The 24,165-nt window shown below is 35.4% G+C and carries 23 protein-coding genes and 8 tRNA genes; 10 read left to right on the forward strand and 21 right to left on the reverse strand.

All coding sequences use genetic code 11. The annotated features are described in order from the left end of the window. Positions 1-19 precede the first annotated feature (19 nt). The 5 genes from GJV76_RS07590 to GJV76_RS07610 all read right to left on the reverse strand — a co-directional run bounded on the left by GJV76_RS07590 (position 20) and on the right by GJV76_RS07610 (position 5,390). Complete coding sequence (locus GJV76_RS07590; RefSeq protein ID WP_155092037.1) at positions 20-913, reverse strand: DMT family transporter; 894 nt, start codon at positions 911-913, stop codon at positions 20-22. Further along, the gene (locus GJV76_RS07595) at positions 900-1,973 is read right to left on the reverse strand and encodes an LptF/LptG family permease (RefSeq protein WP_155092038.1); all 1,074 of its coding nucleotides are present in this window, start codon (positions 1,971-1,973) and stop codon (positions 900-902) included. Before GJV76_RS07595 ends, GJV76_RS07590 begins: the two co-directional genes overlap by 14 nt. A 32-nt stretch (positions 1,974-2,005) precedes the next feature. Continuing rightward, positions 2,006-3,136 carry a tRNA guanosine(34) transglycosylase Tgt gene (gene tgt / locus GJV76_RS07600; RefSeq protein WP_155092039.1) on the reverse strand — a complete coding sequence of 377 codons (1,131 nt, stop codon included), beginning with the start codon at positions 3,134-3,136 and terminating at the stop codon, positions 2,006-2,008. An 83-nt stretch (positions 3,137-3,219) separates the two neighbouring features. Next, complete coding sequence (locus tag GJV76_RS07605) at positions 3,220-4,224, reverse strand: FecCD family ABC transporter permease (protein WP_230381511.1); 1,005 nt, start codon at positions 4,222-4,224, stop codon at positions 3,220-3,222. A gap of 11 nt (positions 4,225-4,235) precedes the next feature. Next, on the reverse strand, positions 4,236-5,390 hold the full coding sequence (locus GJV76_RS07610) for an ABC transporter substrate-binding protein (RefSeq protein ID WP_155092041.1): 1,155 nt from the start codon (positions 5,388-5,390) through the stop codon (positions 4,236-4,238). A 143-nt stretch (positions 5,391-5,533) separates the two neighbouring features. Between GJV76_RS07610 and GJV76_RS07615 the strand changes: the two genes are divergently transcribed. Continuing rightward, entirely contained in the window at positions 5,534-5,764 is a 231-nt protein-coding gene (locus tag GJV76_RS07615; protein ID WP_155092042.1) for a hypothetical protein, read from the forward strand. Positions 5,765-5,770: 6 nt separating this feature from the next. Then, positions 5,771-6,292 (forward strand): DUF4252 domain-containing protein, encoded by a 522-nt coding sequence (locus GJV76_RS07620; RefSeq protein ID WP_155092043.1) that lies wholly within the window; start codon positions 5,771-5,773, stop codon positions 6,290-6,292. Between the two features lie 93 nt (positions 6,293-6,385). On the opposite strand, the gene GJV76_RS07625 is transcribed toward GJV76_RS07620, so the two are convergent. After that, positions 6,386-6,458: transfer RNA gene (locus GJV76_RS07625), tRNA-Lys, on the reverse strand. A gap of 1,026 nt (positions 6,459-7,484) precedes the next feature. On the opposite strand from GJV76_RS07625, the gene GJV76_RS15710 reads away from it, so the two are divergent. Then, positions 7,485-8,561, forward strand: a complete 1,077-nt coding sequence (locus GJV76_RS15710) for a DUF6266 family protein (RefSeq protein WP_196216220.1) — start codon at positions 7,485-7,487, stop codon at positions 8,559-8,561. A 360-nt stretch (positions 8,562-8,921) separates the two neighbouring features. Next, positions 8,922-9,134, forward strand: a complete 213-nt coding sequence (locus GJV76_RS07635; protein ID WP_155092044.1) for a flagellar basal body-associated FliL family protein — start codon at positions 8,922-8,924, stop codon at positions 9,132-9,134. A gap of 202 nt (positions 9,135-9,336) precedes the next feature. Here GJV76_RS07635 and GJV76_RS07640 read toward each other — a convergent pair. From GJV76_RS07640 to GJV76_RS07670, 7 genes are all read right to left on the reverse strand, one after another. Continuing rightward, positions 9,337-9,409 (reverse strand) — tRNA-Lys (locus GJV76_RS07640). 25 nt (positions 9,410-9,434) lie between these two features. After that, positions 9,435-9,516: transfer RNA gene (locus GJV76_RS07645), tRNA-Leu, on the reverse strand. 124 nt (positions 9,517-9,640) lie between these two features. After that, positions 9,641-9,713: transfer RNA gene (locus GJV76_RS07650), tRNA-Lys, on the reverse strand. 36 nt (positions 9,714-9,749) lie between these two features. After that, positions 9,750-9,822, reverse strand: a tRNA-Lys gene (locus tag GJV76_RS07655). Between the two features lie 32 nt (positions 9,823-9,854). Beyond that, positions 9,855-9,927 (reverse strand) — tRNA-Lys (locus GJV76_RS07660). A gap of 36 nt (positions 9,928-9,963) precedes the next feature. After that, a tRNA-Lys gene (locus GJV76_RS07665) sits at positions 9,964-10,036 on the reverse strand. A 27-nt stretch (positions 10,037-10,063) separates the two neighbouring features. After that, positions 10,064-10,136 (reverse strand) — tRNA-Lys (locus GJV76_RS07670). 129 nt (positions 10,137-10,265) lie between these two features. Between GJV76_RS07670 and GJV76_RS07675 the strand changes: the two genes are divergently transcribed. Continuing rightward, positions 10,266-10,781: a shikimate kinase gene (locus GJV76_RS07675; protein ID WP_155092045.1), complete on the forward strand. Its 516-nt coding sequence runs from the start codon at positions 10,266-10,268 to the stop codon at positions 10,779-10,781. A gap of 19 nt (positions 10,782-10,800) precedes the next feature. Here the strand turns inward: GJV76_RS07675 and GJV76_RS07680 are convergent, their stop codons facing one another. The 3 genes from GJV76_RS07680 to GJV76_RS07690 are packed head-to-tail and all read right to left on the reverse strand — an operon-like array spanning position 10,801 to position 12,263. Further along, positions 10,801-11,298 (reverse strand): phosphoribosyltransferase family protein, encoded by a 498-nt coding sequence (locus GJV76_RS07680; RefSeq protein ID WP_155092046.1) that lies wholly within the window; start codon positions 11,296-11,298, stop codon positions 10,801-10,803. Next, on the reverse strand, positions 11,291-11,878 hold the full coding sequence (locus GJV76_RS07685) for a TPMT family class I SAM-dependent methyltransferase (RefSeq protein ID WP_230381512.1): 588 nt from the start codon (positions 11,876-11,878) through the stop codon (positions 11,291-11,293). The genes GJV76_RS07680 and GJV76_RS07685 overlap by 8 nt, the downstream gene beginning before the upstream one ends. Next, positions 11,871-12,263 (reverse strand): RNA-binding S4 domain-containing protein, encoded by a 393-nt coding sequence (locus GJV76_RS07690; protein WP_155092048.1) that lies wholly within the window; start codon positions 12,261-12,263, stop codon positions 11,871-11,873. Before GJV76_RS07690 ends, GJV76_RS07685 begins: the two co-directional genes overlap by 8 nt. Before the next feature lie 81 nt (positions 12,264-12,344). Here GJV76_RS07690 and GJV76_RS07695 point away from each other — a divergent pair, with 81 nt between their 5' ends. Next, positions 12,345-13,484: a hypothetical protein gene (locus GJV76_RS07695; RefSeq protein WP_155092049.1), complete on the forward strand. Its 1,140-nt coding sequence runs from the start codon at positions 12,345-12,347 to the stop codon at positions 13,482-13,484. 122 nt (positions 13,485-13,606) lie between these two features. Here GJV76_RS07695 and GJV76_RS07700 read toward each other — a convergent pair whose 3' ends face one another. Beyond that, positions 13,607-14,569 (reverse strand): transketolase family protein, encoded by a 963-nt coding sequence (locus tag GJV76_RS07700; RefSeq protein ID WP_155092050.1) that lies wholly within the window; start codon positions 14,567-14,569, stop codon positions 13,607-13,609. A gap of 21 nt (positions 14,570-14,590) precedes the next feature. Beyond that, on the reverse strand, positions 14,591-15,442 hold the full coding sequence (locus tag GJV76_RS07705) for a transketolase (RefSeq protein WP_155092051.1): 852 nt from the start codon (positions 15,440-15,442) through the stop codon (positions 14,591-14,593). A gap of 156 nt (positions 15,443-15,598) precedes the next feature. Between GJV76_RS07705 and GJV76_RS07710 the strand changes: the two genes are divergently transcribed. Further along, positions 15,599-16,387 (forward strand): ABC transporter ATP-binding protein, encoded by a 789-nt coding sequence (locus GJV76_RS07710; RefSeq protein ID WP_155092052.1) that lies wholly within the window; start codon positions 15,599-15,601, stop codon positions 16,385-16,387. On the opposite strand, the gene GJV76_RS07715 is transcribed toward GJV76_RS07710, so the two are convergent. From GJV76_RS07715 to GJV76_RS07725, 3 genes are all read right to left on the reverse strand, one after another. Next, positions 16,371-17,372: a cation diffusion facilitator family transporter gene (locus tag GJV76_RS07715; RefSeq protein ID WP_155092053.1), complete on the reverse strand. Its 1,002-nt coding sequence runs from the start codon at positions 17,370-17,372 to the stop codon at positions 16,371-16,373. The genes GJV76_RS07710 and GJV76_RS07715 overlap by 17 nt on opposite strands. 19 nt (positions 17,373-17,391) lie before the next feature. Then, complete coding sequence (locus GJV76_RS07720; RefSeq protein ID WP_155092054.1) at positions 17,392-17,967, reverse strand: pseudouridine synthase; 576 nt, start codon at positions 17,965-17,967, stop codon at positions 17,392-17,394. Between the two features lie 80 nt (positions 17,968-18,047). Further along, on the reverse strand, positions 18,048-18,863 hold the full coding sequence (locus tag GJV76_RS07725; protein ID WP_155092055.1) for an alpha/beta hydrolase family protein: 816 nt from the start codon (positions 18,861-18,863) through the stop codon (positions 18,048-18,050). Between the two features lie 208 nt (positions 18,864-19,071). Between GJV76_RS07725 and pepT the strand changes: the two genes are divergently transcribed. The 3 genes from pepT to GJV76_RS07740 all read left to right on the forward strand — a co-directional run bounded on the left by pepT (position 19,072) and on the right by GJV76_RS07740 (position 24,124). Next, positions 19,072-20,316, forward strand: coding sequence for a peptidase T (pepT, locus tag GJV76_RS07730; protein ID WP_155092056.1), 1,245 nt, complete (start codon positions 19,072-19,074; stop codon positions 20,314-20,316). 235 nt (positions 20,317-20,551) lie between these two features. After that, entirely contained in the window at positions 20,552-22,912 is a 2,361-nt protein-coding gene (locus tag GJV76_RS07735; RefSeq protein WP_155092057.1) for a TonB-dependent receptor, read from the forward strand. 9 nt (positions 22,913-22,921) lie between these two features. Continuing rightward, entirely contained in the window at positions 22,922-24,124 is a 1,203-nt protein-coding gene (locus tag GJV76_RS07740; protein WP_155092058.1) for a hypothetical protein, read from the forward strand. Positions 24,125-24,165: the final 41 nt, after the last annotated feature.

Genomic DNA, 24,165 nt, shown 5'->3' on the forward strand with positions numbered 1-24,165 from the left:
GTTTCTACTAATAGAACACCTATTTCACTGCAAGTTTTCTTCTTTTTCTATTTTTTACAATACCATTGATTATCACTGTCAAAAGAATTAACGAGGCAGCAAAATAAAAAGTCGCATTCATTTTCTCGTCATCTTTAAAGATTAACAATGCTAATAAAATTCCATATACAGGCTCTAAATTAATCGTGAGCATTACTGTAAAAGGACTCAAATCTCTTAATATATACACTGATCCCAAAAAGGCAAAGGCTGTACAAAACACGCCTAAAACCACTAACCAGAACCAGTCAATCTCACTCACTTGAAAAAATTCGTAAGTAAAGCCTCCTGTCACAGCTAAGAAAATACTGAGAATCAACAATCCTCCTAACATTTCATAGAATGTGATAATAGGCGCGGCCGTATCTTTTACTAACTTACCATTAATTATGGAAAACAAACTTGAAAGAGCAGCGGCTACAAGTCCCAATATTATCCCTTCAATATATTCAGTGCTAACACTAAAAATCAACACCAAAGCACCAATTACAATTAAGCCGAGAAATACCTCTATATAATCTATTTTTCGCTTGTAAAATATAGGTTCTAACAAGGATGCAAAGAATGCTCCTGTTGACAAACAAGCTAACGTAATAGAAATATTAGAAACTTTAATCGCCCAAAAAAAAGTGAGCCAATGTAAGGCAATGACAACACCTGCAGCTAAAAACTGCAACAATTTGTTCTTGCTAACGCGAAGTGTTTGCTTGCGAAATGCAAATACAACGAGCAAAGTAATTACTGCAATAAGTATCCTATACCATACCAATGGCAAAGCACTTAAAGTAATTAACTGACCTAAAATCGCTGTAAAACCCCATATAAAGACAATTATATGAAGGTAGAAGTAACTCTTAATATTATCTGCGAGCATTTCTCAATAAAAATAAACCTAAAATAGCAAATACAACGTTTGGTATCCAAACAGCAACAATAGGAGGAATACTCGATGCCTCTCCTAAAACACTAAATACCTTGTCAAAAAACACGTATATAAAAGCTAACGAGATACCAATAGCTAAATTGATTCCCATCCCACCTCTGCGTTTCATAGAAGATACAGAGACAGCAATGATCGTTAAAATAAAAGCAGAAACAGGTACACTGTACTTTTTGTATAATACGACTAAATAGATATTTATATTCGATGATCCTCTTGCCTGCTCCTTAGCGATAAAGTTTCTAAGCTGTTGCAAGGGCATCGTCTCAGCAGCATAAACAACAGGAGTTAAATCATCTAAGTCAAAATCTAACTTCAGTTCCTTCTTGTCTGCTCTTTCTATTTCATCTCCTTCTGCGCCTACCTCTCTCTTGGCATATTTATGCAACATATAAACTTCTGCCTCCGGATCCCATACAATGCGTTCTGCTGTAATTTTTGTCTTTAACTTATTGCCATCCATCTCCTCCATCATAAAGTTAAAACCTGTCTTTGTTGTCGACGAAAAACTACTTACATAAATAAACTCATTTGCACTAATTTGCCTATAAACATTCTGAGATTCCCGAGCCTCACTTCTCGTCAGATATTTATATCTAAAATCATTGTATCCTGCACTTGCTTTAGGCACTAAATAAAATGCCATAAACATAGCCATTAAAGAAACCAAGGTAGCTCCAATAAAATAAGGTCTTAGAAAGCGATTAAACGAAATCCCAGAACTTAAAATAGCGACGATTTCTGTATTATTAGCCAATTTGGAAGTAAACCAAATGATAGAGATAAACAAAAATATGGGAAAAAGCATATTAGCAAAGTAAATCGTAAAGTCGAGATAATACTGCAATATTTCTAACAGAGGAGCTTGCTTGTCTATCATTTTATTTACTTTCTCTGAAACGTCGATAACTATTCCGATAGGTACAAACAATAATAACATTACAGTAAATGTTACTAAATACCTCTTAAGAATATACCAATCAATAATCTTCATACCTTGCTAATTAGATCTTTTTCTATACTATATTACAAACGTTGATCCATTTGTCTTACCATCTTATTCTTCCACTCTGTGAAAGTTCCAGCTAATATCTGACGACGAGCTTCACGCACAAGCCATAGATAAAAACCTAAATTGTGGATACTTGCAATTTGTTTCCCCAGCGATTCGTTTGCTGCAAACAAGTGACGTAAATACGCTTTTGAGTAAGCCGTATCTACCCATGTATAGCCATTCTCATCGATAGGTGAAAAGTCTGCCTCCCACTTTTTATTCTTAATATTGATAGATCCATGTGCTGTAAATAACATTCCGTTACGCGCATTACGCGTCGGCATTACACAGTCAAACATATCTACTCCTAATGCGATATTCTCCAAAATATTAATCGGCGTACCAACCCCCATTAAATAACGAGGTTTTTCTGTTGGCAATATACCACATACTAATTCAGTCATTGCGTACATTTCTTCTGCTGGCTCTCCAACAGACAATCCACCAATAGCATTCCCTTCTGCCCCTACATTAGCGATATACTCCGCAGATTGCTCGCGTAGATCCTTAAATGTACTTCCTTGTACAATCGGAAATAACGTTTGAGAATATCCGTACATCTCTGGAACTTTAGCCAAGTGATCAACACATCTGTCCAACCATCTATGTGTACGGTGCATCGATCTTTTTGCATATCTGTAGTCACACGGATAAGGCGTACACTCGTCAAAAGCCATAATGATATCTGCTCCAATCGTACGTTGAATTTCCATAACGCTTTCTGGTGAAAAGAAGTGATATGAACCGTCGATATGCGATTTGAATTTTACACCCTCCTCCTTAATCTTTCTGTTAGATGACAGAGAATAAACTTGAAATCCACCACTATCCGTCAAGATATTTCTATCCCAATTCATGAATTTATGCAAACCACCTGCTGCCTTTAAAATTTCCATTTTTGGACGCAAGTATAAATGGTATGTATTCCCCAAGATAATATCTGGGTTTATTTCCTCTTTTAACTCTCTTTGATGAACACCTTTAACTGTAGCAACAGTTCCAACTGGCATAAAGATTGGTGTTTCTATTACACCGTGATCTAACGTTATCTTACCTGCTCTCGCACGAGATTGTGCATCTGTCTGTAATAAATCGAACTTCATATTAATTATTTACAACTCGCAAAGATAATGTAAAACAATCTAAGCGAACAATATTAATTTATTTTTATCATTTGTCATTCACCCTATAAATAAGCCCTGCTTTTCAACAACAACCAAATTACAATTGGAGCTCCAAAAAGTGACGTTATTGCATTAATAGGCAGCAAAAAATGATCTCCTCCTATCTGTGTTAGCATATCACAAAGCAACATCAATATTGCCCCTATACCTGCCGAATAATAGATCAAACTTCGGTGCTGATTTACTCTAAATAGCATACGCGTAATATGCGGAACTGCTAACCCTACAAAAGCTATCGGTCCTACAAATGCTGTGGATACACCAGCCAACAAAGCCGTTACTACAATAATGCTATTGCGCGTTAACTTTAAATTTATCCCCATCGAAGAAGCGTAATTATCTCCAAGTAATAAGGCATCAAGTCCCCTTGCTAACGACAAAGCTCCCAATAGACCTATCAGTACAACAAAGGCAAAAAAGCTAATGACTTCATAACTTAAATTGCCCAAGCTACCCAAGGCCCAAAAAGTAAATCGCTTGATTTCCTCTGCTGAACTAAAGAAAGTCAGTATACTAATAGCAGCATTGGCAAAACTCCCGAACATAATTCCCACAATTAGAATTGTCGCAGTATTCTTAACTTTATAAGACACACTCAAAACTAAAAGCAGTAATAAGAAGCTCCCTAAAATAGATATAATAGCAACACCGTAGGTAGAAGATAACAGAGAAACCAGACTTGCAGGTAAAATCGAACTCCCCAAAAACAATATAGCAACACCTAAACCTGCACCAGAGCTAACCCCTAACACATAAGATTCTGCCATCGGATTTCGAAAAAGGGTCTGCATTAATAAACCACTTACTGACAAAGCAACCCCTACCAGCATAGCTACTAAAGCTTTGGGTAAGCGAAAATTCAATACAATATAGCGCCAAGTACTCTTCATTTCCTCATCCCCCAACAATATCGCTACAACCGAATCAAAGGGTATGCGAATTGTCCCTGTGGAAATATTCAATATAAATACCACAAAGATTGAGAAACATAAAAGGAGGGCTATCATTTTTTTCATCATTATTTCAACTGCTTGTAAAACACAGGCTCATACCCGGGTAAAACCTCTGGGTGAAAAATGTAGATTAAATCTTTCAATACAAGATCAGGACGCGTAGGTCCTAATTCATAAAAGACAGTTCCTCCCGTGCTACCTTTGGTAGGTGCAAAAGAAAACACCTTGCCCGATTGAAAGGATTTAAAATTGGCGTAATGAGGATTTGCCTCTTTCAATTGTGCCAATGTTTCATAGTGCCCTGGATTGATCCAATATTCAGCGTCTTTCGCCTTATCGAATACACTTTCGAAACTCAGAGCAAGACTACCTGTTACCTCAGTGTCTTTCCACAAGTAATCAGATACAGCGTCTTTGAAATAGATACCTGCCCAGCTGCCTCCTCCTGGCATATACCACACATCTTGGTACATAACACCACTCATCACCGTTGGCTGAACAACTATATCATTTACTAATTTCAAAGCATTTTGATATTCCTCCTCAATCTCTGTAAATAAGCGTTCAGCTTTTTCACGTTTGTCAAATAAAACACCATATAACTTGATCCATTCCGCTTTACCCAATGGAGTTTGCTCTACCCAATCGCCATTGTACAAAACTGCAATGCCACTTTGAGCAATTGTCTGTAAACTCTTATTGCTATCGTCCATTGCAAAAGCCACTACCACCCCAGGTTCCAAATCAATTACTTGTTCCGTGTTTAAGCTCTCGTTCGACCCTAACTCTTTTACTTTCCCCTCATTGATCAATTGACGTACAACAGGAGTAGAAATATAGTCTAAACCTGGAAAACCTCTTAATGTACCTACTTCATTCAATAATTCTAAAGCTGGTATATGCGTTGTTGAAGTAACGACAATATCCTTGACAGGTACTTCAATCCTCTGTCTGTTCTTTAATGAATCAGGTAAAACAGCCTCTTTCTTAGCTAATACATAACTATAAGTCTTACTACTCCCTGCCCAAGGTTGTGATATATTTACAAGGGAATAATCTTCGTGATATTCAATTTCTAACCCTTTAGCATAAGCAATGGAAGTCGTTCCACTAAAAATATTCTCACGTTGAACATCTCCTCGTGCTATTTGTTTTTTACATGATGTAAAACCAAATAAAACTGATAATACACTAAGTGTAATTACTATTCCTTTTTTCATATAAAATCAATGGTTTGTTTCACAAATGTAGAATTATTTCTTAGACTTTTGAAGCAATTACACCTCCTGATAATTGTAATTTATGACGAAAAGAATAATTTATATTAAAAATCTCATTACTTTTATATATAATTGTATTATCTATGGCAAACTTAAAACAACTAATATATACGAATAAAGCATTATTGTGTATAGCTATTTTGCTCTTTGCTGTTACTTTGCAAGCTTGTAAAAAAGAAGTCAAACAACAGCCTAAAGTAGAATATGGTACATTCACTAACCCAGAAACTGCGTTCAATGAGTGCAAAGAAATATTGAATAACCTTTCTTTGAATTTGAATAAAACACTCGATAAGAAACAGACTACAAAATAAAACATTATGAAGTATATCATTAAAAAAGCGATAATAACCTTATTATTTGTTTTTGGATTTTCGCTAAACTTCTTTGCACAAGAAGCTTTTTCGGAATTTGAAAAAGACAAACAGGTTAATAATGTCATCGTAAACAAGAAGATGTTTGAAATGATGAGCAACGTCAAAGTAAATCAATCGAGCGAAGAAGATAAAGCTTATTTTAACTTGATAAAAAAGCTTGACAACCTTCGTGTTTTTCACACTAAAAACGATGCAAGCAAAAGTAAAATGACAACTGCTGTAGCTGACTATGCATCTAAAAAAGGCCTAAAACAATTTTCGTCAAGTAATAAAAATGGCGCTGAAGTAACCATCTATATTAACAAAGACGGCAGTGCTACGAATGTCAATGAATTGGTTATGTTAAATCAAGACAGCAGCAAGGGAGAAAATAGCATCATGTATTTGCAAGGCAGTTTCAGTATAAATGAAATATCAGCACTAACAAACAAAATGAATCTACCTGTAGGAGATTCTTTCAAATAATCAAAAGCACCGAATGGTGCTTTTTTTATGCTGTATAAACAATACCTCATATATAACAAAAAAAGCCATCCTTTTAGGATGGCTTTATGCTTGTGACCCGACTGGGGCTCGAACCCAGGACCCCAACATTAAAAGTGTTGTGCTCTACCAACTGAGCTATCGAGTCATTGAAAACATATTTTGTTTCCCAATTGCTGTGCAAAGGTAAACCTTTTTGAATACCATCCAAACATTTTATTTATATTTTTCCCAGCATTTACAACACTCCAGACCTAACTATTTAGTTTTTAAGCATTAGAAGAAATAATAATATTTACCTGCTTTAAATATTTTAAATCATAGATTGTACAAAAGATAAAGTAGCTCCATAAAATGAAAACATAAGGATCTCCTTCCTCTCCCAACTACAAATAAAAAGAGAGAAAATAAACAAAAGTCAAAAACACAACACCTTTGAATAGTCACTCTATCCCAACAAAAGAGCATTCATTCAATTACCAACTCATATCCAACCTCATCCCTTCTATCTCACTTGTTTCGGCAACACCCCTTACAACTTTCAACCAACTACAGTCACCTCAACACTACAAGACACCTACAAATGACTACCGAAGTTCAAAGCCGTATCTCCTTAAAATTTCTACTCCATTTTTAAAATAATGAGGTTAATTCCCTCCTTTTTTTTCAATTCCCCTCCTTTTTCCCATCTTTTTTTACACTATTGAAGGCAGGAAGCTTCCTCAAACAACCTGTAATGCAAAAAAAAGTATTTTTTTTCGCAATCAAAACAAAATCTAAACCACTACAAATAAACACATTACATCAATTTATTCAAAATTCCCTTTTCAGAAACACCCATTCTCATCGCAGCAACAGAAGGCATTCAAGCAAGATTATAGGACATTCTTAGGACAATGATAGGACTATAACAGGCAAAACAAGCCTTTTGTCCTTCTATCCTCCCTTTGTAGATTACTTATTGATAACAAATAATGCCAGATCATCAACCGCATCCCCTCGTGAAATATCCACCTACTTGCCTTATACCATTCTTTGATTTCCTTCTTTACAAGTTCAAATTCCATTCAAGCCCAGCAAAGTAAAGCAAGCAACTTTTTCAATTTTCTTTTATTTGTGAAACTACCGTATCTAAGCATTTTATACCTTATAATATTCAAAAAAAGACAAGGCCATGGCAGAAATAAAAGAAGGAATATTAGGACCCTTAGTAGGCAAGATTGCATCTGTAGTTGGAGTAAAGTGGAGAGGTAGAAATATACTGAGATCAAAACCGACAAAATCGAAGAAAAAAGCCACAGAAACACAGCTCAAACAATGGGACAAGATGAGCTTGGTTTCTTCCTTTTGCAGTCGATTCAAAGAGTTTGTCAATGCAAACTGCCCACCTATAGCCGTAGGAACAAAATGGTTGAACGGAAAAGAGCAAATGATTTCAAGGCTAATGAAACAAGGAGTTGTCGAACACGAAAACACACAGTATATCAATATCGAAAAAGTATTGCTCTCCATAGGCGTACTCGCTCCTGCTGTGATCAAAAAAATCAACCGATTAAAAACGGGCAAGCTAAAAGTGCAATGGGACAATGCGCTAATTAATCCCCTCGCTTTAGATACAGATCAACTTACGATCATGACCTATCACGAAGATTTAGATCAGTTCATCCCTATCACAGCTATCGCACAGCGCAGAGACAAATATGCTCACTTTAATCTACCTGAACAATGGACTACGGGTAGAGTTTACTTGTGGAGTATGTGGAAAGCCCAAGATGGCAGTGTTCACAGTACAAGTTGTTTTCACGGTGTATTGGATCTAAATGCAAATTCAGAAGAATTACCCATAGAAAAAACAACAACACAAATAGACAACGAAAATAAAGCAACTGACAATCACACAAAAGCTTCAACTACAACAACCACTCCTAAACCACACTCAACAGTCAAAAACGCCAAAGCGAAAAAGGAGGTAAACAAAACGATTAAAGTAAAGCATACCGAAGTCAGCCAAACAAAGACTAACATCGATACGAGCAAACACACTCCTTCTGTTATTACAGAGCAACAAGACAAAAAAGAGGTCAGCCCAAACGTCCCCTTTGGTCTAATTCGAAAAATTAAAAAAGTAACTCCTAAAAACAAGAACCAGATCAGTCGAACAAACTCCCCTCAGTACACAGAAAACACATTGAACGCTCAAGAGCTCCCTAATAGTATGATGACCAAAATGAGGGAAGAACAACGAGAGTGAAATAGTTTGTGTAAACGAGTCATTCGGAACACAGCCTCTTATCCCTATTTTGTAAAGTTCAATAAATAGATTTCCTTCTGAGATAGTACATCCTTTAGAAAGGGAATATCAATATTTATCCTTTAATTTGTCTGAGCGATATCTTATCGCTCAATCTGTTTTCGTTAACAAAAAATAAATAGGCAATTTCGGAAAATTAACAAATGGAGAGATTTCATCTTCAATGCCTTATACTACACTACACAACAGAACATCAATAAAATGAAAACAAGCGACCATAACTATCGATATGATAATTATCATTTTAAATGTTAAAAAATATAACTACCTTAGTGTTAAAATAACAAAAATAAACAAGTTATGGCACTACAAAACTTACCTCTTTACAACTTTGCCAATGGTACATTAATGATTATCATATTTGCATTGGTATGTGTGGGATTAGTTATTGCTTTATTCATGTTCATGGGAGGCTCACCTAAGCTACCTGATACTGAAGATGAACAAGAGAAACAACAAGTTCCTCCTCAAGTTACACAAGATAACATGGAAAAAACGGAAGATCAACAATAGATATGTTCTATTTTAAAGAATTGTTCTTGCGCAAGAAAAAACAAAGAGAGTTACTACATAGTGACTCTCTTTGTTTTTTTATAGATACAGTATCACTTGACTTTGCACTAAGTCAACATACATAACGGTATTATACAGTCGAGCGCAAACCTATGATATACAAAAAAACGAGATACAGTAGCTGTATCTCGTTTCCACGATGTGACCCGACTGGGGCTCGAACCCAGGACCCCAACATTAAAAGTGTTGTGCTCTACCAACTGAGCTATCGAGTCAATTATGTAATTCTTTTTTTTATAGTGACCACAATGGGATTCGAACCCATACGTCTTGCGACACCACCCCCTCAAGATGGCGAGTCTACCAATTCCTCCACGTGGCCGTAATCTGTTACAACCAACTTTCCTTTTGACAAAGGAGAGTTAAGGTAGTTTTTCAAATAAGCCAAAGCTTACTCTTTTTGAAAATAAAAAGCTACTCTCATACTGAGTAGCTTCTTATCTTTGTGACCCGACTGGGGCTCGAACCCAGGACCCCAACATTAAAAGTGTTGTGCTCTACCAACTGAGCTATCGAGTCAATTTATTAATCTCTGAAAATGCCAATATGTATTTGTGACCCGACTGGGGCTCGAACCCAGGACCCCAACATTAAAAGTGTTGTGCTCTACCAACTGAGCTATCGAGTCGGCATTTTCAATAAATAGATTTCTTACTTTCGTGACCCGACTGGGGCTCGAACCCAGGACCCCAACATTAAAAGTGTTGTGCTCTACCAACTGAGCTATCGAGTCAATTTATTAATCTCTGAAAATGCCAATATGTATTTGTGACCCGACTGGGGCTCGAACCCAGGACCCCAACATTAAAAGTGTTGTGCTCTACCAACTGAGCTATCGAGTCATTGCGATTAGACTTGAATTGTAATTGTGACCCGACTGGGGCTCGAACCCAGGACCCCAACATTAAAAGTGTTGTGCTCTACCAACTGAGCTATCGAGTCGTTATTTCAATTCCTAATTGCGGGTGCAAATATAGAACGTTTTTTTTAAAATCCATGACATATTTGTTTTATTTTTGCCCTTAATTTCAAATTATCCCCTAACTTACTATATAACAACTCCTTATTTTTATGAAAAAAATTATCCTTGTAGGCTATATGGGCTCAGGAAAATCAACCATAGGTAAAAAACTTGCCGAAGACTTATCTTTCCCTTTTATAGACTTAGACGACTATATCGAACAAAAAGAGCAAACTTCGATTAGTGCTATATTTAAAAACAAAGGAGAGATTCATTTTCGAAAATTAGAACACCTTGCTCTTCGCGAAATTATAGATCTACCCCAAAATGTAATTCTCAGTTTAGGAGGAGGCACACCCTGCTATGCAAATAACCACGAAGTATTACAAAGGGAAGATGTCAAGTCTTTTTACTTGAAAGGTTCAATAAAGACGCTTGCCAATCGATTAGAAAAAGAAAAAGAGCATCGCCCTATCTTAAATCAAGATACAGACGATACTCTCGAAACTTTTATTGCCAAACATCTATTTGACCGTAGCTACTTTTACTATCAAGCAAAACATATTATCTCAATTGACGATAAGTCCGTCAATGAGATTGTCACTGATATCAAAGCACTATTATAAATAAAACAAGATAATTGGATTAACTTAAATATGCGTATTCCTCTTCTTTGTCAAAAACAACTTGAATGTGTTCCAATAGAGAAGTTGAAAGAGATATCCCTTTAAAGTCCGCTTTAACGGGATATTTTTTATGATTTCTATCCACGAGTACAGCAGTCTTCATTTTCTTTAGTGGAACGTTTAAAAAGTGTTTTACACCATAAATTAACGTTGCTCCTGAATTAAGTACATCATCAACCAACAAGATTGCTTTATCCTGGTACTCTGACGCAGAGATAGAAGTTTCAATTGGATTTATTGGACTTTGCTTATCAATGCGCACCTCGCAAAGACTAACTTTTATATCAGATATTCGCTCAAGTTCTTCAGCGATTTTCTTTGCAAAAATGTAACCGCTATTAGCTATACCTGCAATAACGATTTCCTTTTCATCTACGTAGGTTTCATACACTTGATAAGCAATGCGCTTTGTTTTAAAAGCAATCTGCTCTTTCGTTAAAATAATATTCTTAGTCATGTTGTTGTTTTACTATTTTTATAAATACTTCTCTATCTTTTCGGGGTTTTATAGAATTATAACAAGGTTCTAAAATCTCAATGTTGAGATCCGAAACGCAAAATAACTTCTTATATTCACTTAGACTGCCTCCAAAAGGAGGATCAACACTATCAAACTCACAATCAAAAAGGACACCAACCAAGCGCCCATTCACTGCGAGGAGTTCTTTCATTTTAGCAACATACTTCGGCCTTAACGCTATAGGCAATGAACAAAAGAACGTATGCTCCAATATTAAATCGTACTGACCTTCATGCTGAAAGAAATCTCCTAAAACTACCTCGTCAATAGGAAACAAAGGAAACTTTTCTAAGGTTTCACGAGCAGCTAAATCTGTCAAATCTAAACCGACCACATTAGCGAACCCTTGTTCTTTGAGGTACATTAACTCATATCCGTGTCCCAAACCTGGTATCAGAATCCGAATATGCTTATCTGTCAATTGATTCAAATACTCCTTGATCGGGGTAGTAATTCCTTTTGCATTCCAAAAGTCACTCCCTTCAATATATCTACGTTCCCAATATGCTTTATTCATTAACTTCATCTTCATCATCCTCGTAATCCAAAAAATCATTAATATCTCTCAAATCTTTTTTGGTAGGCCTACCTGTGCCATTTGCTCTATAGTGACTCTTGGCTAATCGCAACATTTCTATGTGTTCAAAAGCTTCTTCTGGAGTAGTATCTCTACGGTAAATATCTACCAGTTTTGCCCCTACTCTATTTTGGGGAATATCTAAAACTGACAATTGATATACTATCTGATCCTTTCTTAACGTTATCTTATCGGTAGGGAATACTTCTCGAGATGGTTTAGCGGCTTGACCATTAACTGTTACGTGCCCCTTTTTACAAGCTTCTGTAGCTATATTTCGAGTCTTATAGTACCTAACACACCATAAATACTTGTCAATTCGCATAATAAAATATTAATTTTTAATAACAAAGTATACAAAAATAAAGTAAAATTGTATCTTGCACTACTAAAATAAGTCAAAAAAATGAAGAGAATTTTTGCCGGTCTAAGTCTATTATCATTAAGCTTAGTATTTGTTAACTGTAAAAGTGATGACAATAGCGGAGGTACTGTAACTGTACCATTAAGAGACCGTACTGAAGTTTATACTGAAAACAAGACGGATATAGAAAAGTTTCTAACTAATAACTATATCTACGAGAATAAGGAAACAGGAGAAATTAGATTAGATAGTATACAAAGTAAAGACTACGATGGAGAGCCTATCTTAAAAGATGACCCAAGATTTAAGACAATAAAATTTAAAAACGATTTATACAGTATTAACCCAATAGCGACAAAGACGATTGACCCTTATACAGGAATGTGGAAGGATGCAGTAAGTCGTTTGGAATACAATCCCTTTGACGATGCTGTACAGGAATACGAAATCAACTATTTCATCATAGAAGAAGGAACGGGAAGTCATGTTCTACCTATCGACTCTACTTATGTGAAAAGTAAAGTATATAACTTAAATAACGAAGTAGTATCAAATCCTTATAAACCTGACTATTATTCTTATCCATTGACAATACACGAATACAATGGTTCGAATGTAGTAACAGGTAAATCAGTGTCTCGTCCTGCTCAACTAACATCAGGAGAAAGACAACTGCTTTCATTAATCAAAACAGCTACGTCTATCAAAACAGGAGCTGACGGAAGTGTAGAGGTTGAAGGAAAAGCAGGTAGACTTATAGCAATTATCCCATCAGGACTATATACATTCAATAATCCTGTCGGAGGAAAATTAAAAGGTTACCAGCCTGCTATTGTCGATATCTCTTTATACTACGCCATAGAGCGAGATCACGATTTGGACGGAATCCCTTCAAAGTACGAAGTAGATCCTTCAAAAATCGGTACAGAATTAACACTGGAAGACTATTTCAGTTATTCGACAAGCGGTTTTAGCAATACGCCAAACTTTTTGAATGTTGATGATGATAATGATGGAGTTCCAACCTATTTAGAGTTACAATACAAAGAAAATGGGGTTGTTAAACATTATAAATATGATGATGAGAAGTTAAAAATGTGTACGGATACACCAAACTATTTAGATAGAACTTGTCGCCCTTATATGGAAGAAGGTGAATGGGTTTGGAAAAACTTAAAATAACAATTATTACATATATCAAAAAAGGAAGTCGTCTACATAGACGACTTCCTTTTTTTTGAGAATAGTATACCACAAAAAAAAGGAGTAGCTCACGCTACTCCTTTTTATATTTCTAATGACGATTATCTTTTAAATTTTCTATTGATAGCTTTCTCTGCTTTTTCAATGATTGCAGCAGCATTCAAACCATATTTCTCCATCAATTGCTCTGGTGTACCAGACTCTCCAAAAGTATCTTGAACGGCAACAAACTCTTGAGGTAGTGGATTATTCAAAGCTAATACTCTCGATACGCTTTCTCCTAAACCTCCTAAGAAATTGTGTTCTTCTGCAGTAACAATACAACCCGTCTTAGCAACAGACTTCAAAATAGCTTCTTCATCTAATGGCTTAATCGTATGAATGTTAATCACCTCTGCAGAAATACCTTTTTTCTCTAATTCTTCAGCAGCAATTAACGCTTCCCATACTAAGTGACCTGTTGCAACAATTGTAACATCCGTACCTTCACTTAACATCACCGCTTTTCCAATCACAAACTTTTCATCTGCAGGAGTGAAGTTAGGCACCACTGGGCGTCCAAAACGCAAATAAACAGGTCCATTGTGCTCTGCAATTGCAATCGTCGCCGCCTTTGTTTGATTGTAATCACAAGTATTAATTACAGTCATACCAGGTAACATTTTCATCAATCCGATATCCTCTAAGATTTGGTGTGTTGCACCATCTTCTCCAAGAGTCAACCCAGCATGAGATGCACATATTTTTACGTTCTTTTCAGAGTAAGCAACTGATTGACGAATTTGATCATAAACACGCCCTGTTGAGAAGTTAGCAAAAGTTCCAGTAAAAGGAATCTTTCCACCGATAGTCATTCCAGCAGCAATTCCAATCATATTAGCTTCAGCAATACCGATTTGGAAGAATCTCTCAGGATTATTCTTGATAAACTCCTCCATTTTTAATGAACCGATTAAATCAGCACACAACGCTACTACATTCTCATTCGTTTTACCAAGCTCAGCTAAACCAGCACCAAAACCTGAACGAGTATCTTTACTACCTGTATTTGTATATTTTTTCATTTTCAATACTATTTAATAAGATTAATAATCTCCAAAAGAAGTTTCTGGATTTTGTTTAAAAGCTTCCTCTAATTGAGCGTCATTTGGAGCTTTACCATGCCAAGCATGTGTTCCCATCATGAAGTCAACTCCATTCCCCATCTCTGTATGTAACAATACACAAACTGGTTTTCCTTTTCCTGTTTTAGCTTTCGCTTCTTCGTAACCTTTTATAATAGCATCAATATTGTTTCCTTCTTTCAGTTCAATCACGTCCCATCCGAAAGCTTCAAACTTAGCTCTTACAGATCCTAAATCCAAAACCTTATCTGTTGGTCCATCAATTTGTTTCCCGTTTAAGTCAACTGTAGCAATGATGTTATCAACATTCTTAGCAGATGCGTACATTAAAGCTTCCCAGTTTTGACCTTCTTGTAATTCACCATCACCTAACAAAACATAAACAAGGTGATTATCGTTATTTAACTTCTTAGCCTGAGCAGCTCCACAAGCAACAGACAGTCCTTGACCTAAAGATCCTGATGCCATTCTCACTCCTGGTAAGTGATCATGTGTTGTTGGGTGCCCTTGTAATCTTGTATTGATTTTTCTAAATGTAGCTAATTCGCTTACAGGGAAATAACCACTACGAGCTAAAACACTATAGAATACAGGCGATATATGTCCGTTTGATAAAAAGAAAATATCTTCATCTTTACCATCCATATCGAACCCTTCTTTTCTATCCATTAATCTTTGATATAATGTCACTAAGAACTCAGCGCATCCTAAAGATCCTCCTGGGTGTCCTGAACTAACAGCATGCACCATTCTAAGAATATCTCTTCTTACCTGAGTAGTTAACTCAGTTAATTGTTGTGTGTTTGGTTTCATTACTTTAAATAATATGATTTATTGCTATACAAATATAGCACATATTTGTCGTATTACTACCTTTTTGTACCTCCTTAATTGATGGATTTAATAACTTTAGCATCTATTTTTTAAGGATAATACCGTATGTTTGTTGTAATCCAAAAAGCCAAAAAAATGGAAGATACACCTATATCTCTTAGAACAAAAAGCTTAGCAATAGGCTACAAATACAAAGGAGCAAATATAGCTATCCAAGAGAATATCAATCTTTCACTACCCCAAGGACAGTTAATCAGCTTGCTCGGGATAAATGGCATTGGCAAAACAACTCTACTGCGTACCCTCGCTGGAGAATATACTCCTCTTTCTGGAGAGCTCTATATACTTGACAAATCTATCAAGGAATACACAAGAGAAGAAATCGCAACAAAGATAAGTGTAGTGCTTACCGAAAAGGTGATTGTGCAAAATCTAACTGTATATGATTTGATCCGAATAGGTCGTACTCCACATTTAAAGAGAAATACCCTTTTGAGAGAAGAAGACATCAAGTGGATTGATAAAGCTATATACTATTGTCAGTTAGAAGATCTAAAAGGCAGAAATATTTCGGAGTTAAGTGATGGGCAATTACAACGCGTATTTATTGCAAGGGCAATTGCACAAAACACCCCTATTATATTACTTGACGAACCGTCAAATCACTTAGATTTTCACCACAAAGTATCGCTGTATAAAATCTTAAAACAGCTGGCACGTGAGGAAAACAAAACAATCTTGCTCTCCAATCACGATATAGACTTAGCGTTAAAACTAAGTGATCAAATTATTGTTTTAAAAGAACGCTTTTCAATACAAGGCAAAATAAAAGAAGTTGTTCAAATGAATGTATTTGACAACTTCTTTAACGATGCTTCTATCTCTTTTTGTCCAGAACAACTTCGCTTTACTTTAGTTGAGTAGGACTATTGTGTCTTTTGTTTTTTAGAACATTCTCTCTGTTCCATTCTATTTGTTTTTCAAATGGGTCACTTCTAAAAGGGCAATCTTCTTTGGTGCAAATTTTACATGAAAAACTTTTACAATCATCCATATGAACAAAAAGCTCTAAGTCTGTACCAAACTTTTCACTAATCTCCCTTTCTAATATTTCGACCTCCTTGTGTCCTTCAACAATTGTAAAATACCATGGAACAGTCATGTGACAATCGAAATGCAAAACACTGCCATATTTGATTATTCGCAAATTATGTAAGTCAATCCAATTAGCTCTGCGGTGTTCTTGTAAATAAGCGATAACTTCTTCCAAGAGTAATTCGTCTGTTTCGTCCATGATGCCCGATATAGCTCCCCGAACAATCTTATACCCAGTCACGATGATTATACCGGCAAAGATTAATGCGACTCCACCATCTAACCATTGATATCCTGTAAAATAGAGTAAAACTAAACCTATGATAATACCAATAGTTGAATAAGTATCAGATTGCAAATGCTTACCACTTGCTATCAATGCCAATGATTTATTTTGACTTCCCTTTCGGATAGCATACCAACCCAAGACGTAATTTACAATCGCAGTAATACCAACTAATAAGATACCGTAGTCTAATTGACCAATAGGTTGGGGATCCAAAAAGTTTCTAACGGCTTCGAAGATAATCACTACACCAGCCATAATAATCAATCCGCCTTCAATAGTAGCGGAGATAAACTCCACTTTTCCATGTCCGTAAGGGTGATTTCTATCTCGAGGTAAAGAAGACAAATACAAACTATACAAGCCGATAAAACCACTTACAACATTTGTAACACTTTCTAATGCATCCGTAAGAATGGCAACAGAGTGTGTAATACTCCAAGCTATAATCTTGACAACAAATAAAAGTACTCCTACTGCTGCAATGATCTTTTGAAACTGATAATTATCTTTAGCTTTAGTATTCATTCCCTTACTATTTTAACTATTAAAATTCTTTCACTTCAACAACTTCTCCTACGCTTAATCCTTCCAAACGGTGATTGCCAATGCGAACTCTCACAAGTCTAAGTGTAGGAAAACCAACATTAGCCGTCATTTTTCTCACTTGTCTAAACTTTCCTTCGGTTAGTACGATGCGTACCCAGCTTGTAGGTCCATGTCTTTCATCTCTCACCCTTCTACCTTCACCTACCCAATCGGGTAAACACTCAAGTAGTTCAGCTTCACAAGGTTTTGTCATATACTTTTCCCCTTTCACTCCTATCTCAACCCCTGTTCGCAACAAAGCAACAGCTTCATCTGTTATCATACCATCAACTTGAGCATAATACTCTTTTTCGTACTTTGCCCCTCTAACTATTTCACTCATCATTCCATCGGTTGTCAGCAGAAGTAACCCCTCTGAGTTTTCATCTAAACGTCCAATAGCCATTGTTCCCTCAGGAAAATTATAAAGTTCCCCTAATTTGCGTTTATTGCGTTTCTTTTCATAGATGAACTGACTGATATAACCATGTGGTTTGTACAGTTTAAAATGCTTGTGATTCGATTGTTCTGACATTCTTTCTCAATACCTTTTCTGGGTGCAAATGTAGCCATTAAGTCCTATCCTATTATTAGGATTCTATTATAATTTGAAGTTTATTCCTTAAAAGTGCGTTCGTAAAAAGAGCTAATGGCTTCAATATACCTTTGACCGTGATATTCATTTGACAATGCTTGGAAGCCTTGCAAGTGCCCACCTTTGAACAAGATAACCTCACTTTTTTCATTCAAATACTTAGCTCTATAACTATCCTCAGGTGAGGTCAAACCATCTCTGTCTCCCGCGAAGAAAAGAACAGGTAAAGACAACTTGCTTAGGGCCAACTCGTATTTAGAGGAGCTTTCAGGTAGAGTCAATTCTCGCTCTAAGTGTTTGTGTACCACTTCTACTACTTTCTTTGGATTTCCAACAAATCCCTCAGCTATCAAATAATCATAAGGAAGTTGCGAATAAAGTTCTGTTGCATAAATAGTCCCCATAGATAAAGCCCATACTCCTATTTTGGTATCAAAACGCGCTTTGGTATAATTTACAACAGCTTTTAAATCTAAAGTAAACTCGTCGTAGTACAATACATCTTTTTCAACAACAAAATCTTGACTCTCTCCAAATCCTCGGTAATCAAACATAACTACAGTATACCCTTGTCCGACTACTTCCAATACTTGTCTAACTAAATAGGACATATTGCCATTATCCCCATAAGCCAAAATCAAAGTGCGGTGCAAGTCACTTTCTTCTTTGGGAAAGATAATCCACGACTTCAATTTATAAGCATCCTCCGTAAGAATTTCAACTGCTTCAAATTTATACTCCGAATTACCTGGGTGATCTACATACTCTTTTATGGGTTCCAATGCGTATACTGTACACGTAAGAAACAACAACAAAAATGACAGAAAGTTTCTCATAGTAAAATATCTTTTCTTACTCAAAGATAGGAATAAAGAAAAGACACAAATAATGATTTTCCAAAATTGCGATGTCTCAGCATTGTAAATCACTATAAACCCCCTCTTTGATTACCGACAATAATACAGGTCTAAATAAGAAATCCTTAAATATTTGAACTTCTAAATAATTAATTCTTATTTTTGTTTACTATAAAAATAACACATTATGCAACATATCATTGATCGTTTTATCAGTTATGTAACTGTTGACACTGAATCTGATGCTTCTTCAAACACATGTCCAAGTACTGAAAAACAATGGGACTTAGCAAATAAATTAGTAGAGGAGCTTAAACAAATAGGATTAGAAGATGTTACTATAGATGAAAATGCTTACATCATGGCAACATTACCAAGTAACGTAGATCACGAAGTACCTACAATCGGTTTCATCGCTCACTTTGATACATCTCCTGATTTTTCTGGTGCTAATGTTAAACCACAAATCGTTGAAAACTATGATGGTGGTGATATCGTTTTAAACAAAGAACAAAATATCATATTATCTCCGTCTTACTTTAAAGACTTGTTACAATACAAAGGTCAAACCTTAATTACTACTGACGGTACAACATTATTAGGTGCTGATGATAAAGCTGGTATTACTGAGATTGTATCAGCAATGGAGTATCTAATCCAACATCCGGAAATCAAACACGGTAAAATCCGCATTGGATTTACACCTGACGAGGAAATTGGTAGAGGAGCACACTTGTTTGACGTTAAGAAATTTGGCGCTGAATGGGCTTATACAATGGACGGAAGTCAAATTGGAGAGTTAGAATTTGAAAACTTTAATGCGGGATATGCTAAATTGACTTTCTCAGGAAAAAGCGTACACCCAGGCTATGCTAAAGGTAAGATGATCAACTCTGTCTTGCTTGCAAACAAGTTTATCAAAAAATTGCCAAAAGACGAAGTACCTGAAAGAACAACAGGATATGAAGGTTTCTTCCACGTACACCACGTTACAGGTACTATTGAAGAGTCTGTAGTTGAGTTAATTATACGCGATCACAACTTGAAAAAGTATGAAAAGCGCAAAAAGCAAATTGCTAAACTTGCAGATAAAATCAACAAAAAATACAACAAGAAATTTGGTGGCCCAATTGTGAATTGTGAAATTGGAGATCAGTATTTCAATATGAGAGAAAAAGTTGAGCCTGTGATGCATATCGTAGATATCGCTGAAGAAGCTATGAAAGCCCTTGACATTAAACCTTTGATTAAAGCTATTAGAGGTGGTACAGATGGAGCACAATTGTCTTATATGGGATTGCCATGTCCAAACATTTTTGCTGGAGGACACAACTTCCACGGAAAATACGAGTACGTACCAGTAGAAAGCATTGTAAAAGCTACTCAAGTAATTGTAAAAATTGCTGAACTTACTGCTGCTAAAAAACAATAAGGATATTCTTATTCTCATATAACTAAAAAGAGGTCTATGTATAGGCCTCTTTTTTTTATATCTGCCAAATCATTCCTTAATTTTTTAATAAAAATACTTTGTCATAATATGACTATATTTTGATAATACAATAATTTTACACTAACATTACTTAGAACAAATAAAAATAATTCATGTTTTATTAGGTTAGAATTAATATCCATTATAATTTTGTTATTTATTCTAATTAAAAATAATGAAAACGTATTGGACAATTACCTTCGCAGTTATAAGTGTACTCTTTCACTTAAACTTACATGCTCAGACTGCTGTTGGAAGTATTAAAGGAGTAGTTTTAGACGAAAACTCACTTCCAGCTATTGGAGCAACCGTAATGATTGACAAAACAACAACTGGTACAGCTACAAATGAGCAAGGAGAGTTCGTTTTACAAAGTAACTTAGGTTCCACGACCATTACAGTAAACTATATCGGATATAAACCATATTCGAAAACGATTGCTGTAAAAGAAGGAACACAGTCCTTGAGAATAAAATTAGAACAAGACTTAGCTGTTCTGAATGATGTTGTGATTACTGCTAAATCGAAAGTCACTTCTCTTAAAGAAGAAGCTTTTACTGTTAATGCTATTGACATGAAACAGTTGGCAAACAGCACAATGGATCTGAATCAAATCTTAAACAAAACATCGGGAATCAAAATACGCCAACAAGGAGGAGTGGGATCGGATTACAATTTCTCTATTAATGGTATGTCAGGTAAAGCTGTTAAATTCTTTATCGATGGGGTGCCTTTAGAAATGTTAGGTAAAGGAGTAGATATGAATAGCCTACCTATCAACATGGCACAACGCGTAGAAATATTTAAAGGAGTCGTACCAGTGCACTTAAGTACCGACGCTATGGGAGGTGCTGTAAATATTATATCAAATGGAACGAGTAAAGACTACTTAGACGCAAGCTATACAATAGGCTCTTTTAATACACATAAGGTTAATCTTAATGGACAATTAAAAGATCAGAAAACAGGTTTAATCATGCGCGTAAATACCTTCTTAAATAAATCAGATAACGATTATAAAATGAAGGACATGAAAATCTGGAACACCAATACAAATGCTTTTGAATTAAAAGATGTAAAGCGCTTTAATGATGAGTATCAATCGCTATTTGTTATGGGAGAGTTTGGTATTGAAGACAAATCATGGGCTGATCAATTGTTCGTAGGAGTTTCTCATTCCCTTTTTGACAAAAACATACAAACAGGAGCAGATCAAGAAGTTGTATATGGAAAACTAAAACAAGATGGAGATGCCAATAACTATTTTGTAAAGTATAAGAAAGCTAATCTACTCAATGATAAATTGGATATTAACTTTTATACTGGTTACTCTAAAAGCTTAGAAACTTCAACAGATACAGTTCTAAGAAAATACAGTTGGGATGGTAGTTATGTACCTTCAGCTACAAGTGAATTAGGAGGTTATCAAATAAACAAAAAACACGAAGATAGATTATACTCACAACTTACCACTACTTATAGAATAGCTGAAAATCATAAATTCACAGCAAATTACACCTTTGATTACTTAAAAAACACATCGTATAATACTCTTGTAAATAAGAAATCTGATATAACACCATCCAAGATGACCAAGCAAATACTGTCTTTAGCCTATCAACAAGACTTTTTTGATAAAAGATGGTCCAACATTTTTTTCGCTAAATACTACAAAGTAGATTTAGAAAAATTAGTTTTTAATAGAGAAACGCGTTTGGATGAGAAAGTAAAAGAACCATATGATAATTGGGGGTACGGTATTGCCTCTACCTTTAAAATAACAGATAAACTTGGAGTTAAAGCTTCGTATGAACACTCTTATCGCTTAGTTGAACCTGATGAAATATTTGGTGACGGCGTATCTGTAACGGCTAATATGGAACTTAAACCAGAAACAAGTAATAACTATAACCTTGGTTTCTATTACTCAAATAATTTTGCTGACCATTTTGTAAGAGCTGAAGTAGCTGGATATATAAGAGATACAAAGGATTTTATCTATACTGTACAAAACTTACACAACAGTACATTTAAATACGAAAACCTGACTAACATCCTAACTAAAGGAATCGAAGGGGAAGTTAACTATCAATACAAGGACTTAATCAGAGTCATGATGAACATCACGTATAACTATGCGTATAACAATACTAAATATGCGAATAATAGCAATGACGTGGTTTCTGCAACATACAAAAAAGAGGTACCAAACCAACCTTGGCTATTTGGAAACGTTGATGTTAGTATTGGACAAAACAATATCATCCAAGAAGGCAGTCGCTTAGAATTTCATTATGGCTTACAAATGACTGAATGGTACTATAAAAACTGGCAGTCTTACGGTAACAAAAGAAATATTCCGACCATACCAAGACAAACTTTACACAATGTTGGAGTTAGCTACTCCATGCAAAATGGCAAGTATAACTTTGCTCTTGATTGCACAAACATAGGAGATGCCCTTGCATACGATAACTTTAAGTTACAAAAACAAGGCCGCGCTTTTTATTTCAAGTTTAGATACGCATTAAAATAAAAGAATAAAATGAAATTAAATATATACAAAAGCATATCGTTACTATGCCTATTCTTCGTTTTGGGAAGTTGCAGTAAAGAACCAAGCAGCGCAGGAGGATATCAAGGAGAAGAAGATTACAACTACTTTTTGTTATCTGCCCTGGGAAGCTGGCCTAATACAGTTCACTATATGACAGCTACCAATGACCTCACACAAGGCCAAATGGATTTGAAAAAAGAAGGTGATGAAATTAACACTAAAGGTACCTATTCCTATATCGTAAAGAATGGATATATCTATAACTATAAAAACGATCAAGGTATCCTAAAGAAATTCAAATATACCAATGACCGATTAGTGACCATTAAAGAAATACCATATACCTACATATCAGAAATCTCAAGCTTTGTTTGGATAGATAGCAAAACACTTCTAATTGCTGGTACAACAGGAAATGCTGGTGAAATAAGATATACTATTATCAATGCAGAAGACCTTTCTATCATTAAACAAGATGCTTTTAAAGGCCTAACACCTTTTCCTGATGAATACAATCACTATATGGTCGGTGCAATTACTTATTTCGACAACACATTATATATGCAATATGGTTTTCGAGATGACAAATGGTTAATTCCCGATTACTATAATTTTGCTACTATTGATTACAGCGATTTTACAGTTAAAGATACAAGAGTAGATAATCGAAGTACAGGGGTGTCAAATGCTTCACCTTACTTCCACACGACATTTACAACAGAAAACAATCAATTTTATTATCCGTGTTTTCCAAGGGTACAAAGTGATGATGAAGACATATACTTGTTTAGAGTAAATCAAGGAGAAACCTCTTACGATGCAGACTACTCCTTTAACTTAACTAAACTGGTAAAAGGCAAAAAGGTAGAAACCATATTACAATACTTAGGAAACAATAAGATGATGGTACTTTACCGCGACAAAGAACTTGGTAATAGTTATAACGGAAGATACATTTTAGCCGATTTAGAAACGCAGCAAATCGTCAGAGAATTTAAAGAACTTCCAAGTGATGAACCTTATGAATGGGGAACTTTTGTTCAGAATGACAAATTATACTTCGCTATTAATTCGAAGGACAATAACAATTATGTTTGGATCTACGACAGTAAAACAGATAAAGTTACACAAGGAATGTCAATTCCAACAAATATCTCAGGATATGCAAGATTTGACAAATTCTATGATTAACGTATTTATATGGTATAAAAAAGCTTTCTAAATAGAAAGCT

Origin of the sequence: Myroides albus (genome assembly GCF_009711045.1) — a bacterium.
Lineage (GTDB): Bacteria > Bacteroidota > Bacteroidia > Flavobacteriales > Flavobacteriaceae > Flavobacterium > Flavobacterium album_A.

Bases quoted from the DNA above. Each gene is read 5' to 3' on its own strand.
- GJV76_RS07590 (WP_155092037.1), bottom strand. From the start codon at position 913: ATGCTCGCAGATAATATTAAGAGTTACTTCTACCTTCATATAATTGTC.
- GJV76_RS07595 (WP_155092038.1), bottom strand. From the start codon at position 1,973: ATGAAGATTATTGATTGGTATATTCTTAAGAGGTATTTAGTAACATTT.
- tgt (WP_155092039.1), bottom strand. From the start codon at position 3,136: ATGAAGTTCGATTTATTACAGACAGATGCACAATCTCGTGCGAGAGCA.
- GJV76_RS07605 (WP_230381511.1), bottom strand. From the start codon at position 4,224: ATGATAGCCCTCCTTTTATGTTTCTCAATCTTTGTGGTATTTATATTG.
- GJV76_RS07610 (WP_155092041.1), bottom strand. From the start codon at position 5,390: ATGAAAAAAGGAATAGTAATTACACTTAGTGTATTATCAGTTTTATTT.
- GJV76_RS07615 (WP_155092042.1), top strand. From the start codon at position 5,534: ATGGCAAACTTAAAACAACTAATATATACGAATAAAGCATTATTGTGT.
- GJV76_RS07620 (WP_155092043.1), top strand. From the start codon at position 5,771: ATGAAGTATATCATTAAAAAAGCGATAATAACCTTATTATTTGTTTTT.
- GJV76_RS15710 (WP_196216220.1), top strand. From the start codon at position 7,485: ATGGCAGAAATAAAAGAAGGAATATTAGGACCCTTAGTAGGCAAGATT.
- GJV76_RS07635 (WP_155092044.1), top strand. From the start codon at position 8,922: ATGGCACTACAAAACTTACCTCTTTACAACTTTGCCAATGGTACATTA.
- GJV76_RS07675 (WP_155092045.1), top strand. From the start codon at position 10,266: ATGAAAAAAATTATCCTTGTAGGCTATATGGGCTCAGGAAAATCAACC.
- GJV76_RS07680 (WP_155092046.1), bottom strand. From the start codon at position 11,298: ATGACTAAGAATATTATTTTAACGAAAGAGCAGATTGCTTTTAAAACA.
- GJV76_RS07685 (WP_230381512.1), bottom strand. From the start codon at position 11,878: ATGAATAAAGCATATTGGGAACGTAGATATATTGAAGGGAGTGACTTT.
- GJV76_RS07690 (WP_155092048.1), bottom strand. From the start codon at position 12,263: ATGCGAATTGACAAGTATTTATGGTGTGTTAGGTACTATAAGACTCGA.
- GJV76_RS07695 (WP_155092049.1), top strand. From the start codon at position 12,345: ATGAAGAGAATTTTTGCCGGTCTAAGTCTATTATCATTAAGCTTAGTA.
- GJV76_RS07700 (WP_155092050.1), bottom strand. From the start codon at position 14,569: ATGAAAAAATATACAAATACAGGTAGTAAAGATACTCGTTCAGGTTTT.
- GJV76_RS07705 (WP_155092051.1), bottom strand. From the start codon at position 15,442: ATGAAACCAAACACACAACAATTAACTGAGTTAACTACTCAGGTAAGA.
- GJV76_RS07710 (WP_155092052.1), top strand. From the start codon at position 15,599: ATGGAAGATACACCTATATCTCTTAGAACAAAAAGCTTAGCAATAGGC.
- GJV76_RS07715 (WP_155092053.1), bottom strand. From the start codon at position 17,372: ATGAATACTAAAGCTAAAGATAATTATCAGTTTCAAAAGATCATTGCA.
- GJV76_RS07720 (WP_155092054.1), bottom strand. From the start codon at position 17,967: ATGTCAGAACAATCGAATCACAAGCATTTTAAACTGTACAAACCACAT.
- GJV76_RS07725 (WP_155092055.1), bottom strand. From the start codon at position 18,863: ATGAGAAACTTTCTGTCATTTTTGTTGTTGTTTCTTACGTGTACAGTA.
- pepT (WP_155092056.1), top strand. From the start codon at position 19,072: ATGCAACATATCATTGATCGTTTTATCAGTTATGTAACTGTTGACACT.
- GJV76_RS07735 (WP_155092057.1), top strand. From the start codon at position 20,552: ATGAAAACGTATTGGACAATTACCTTCGCAGTTATAAGTGTACTCTTT.
- GJV76_RS07740 (WP_155092058.1), top strand. From the start codon at position 22,922: ATGAAATTAAATATATACAAAAGCATATCGTTACTATGCCTATTCTTC.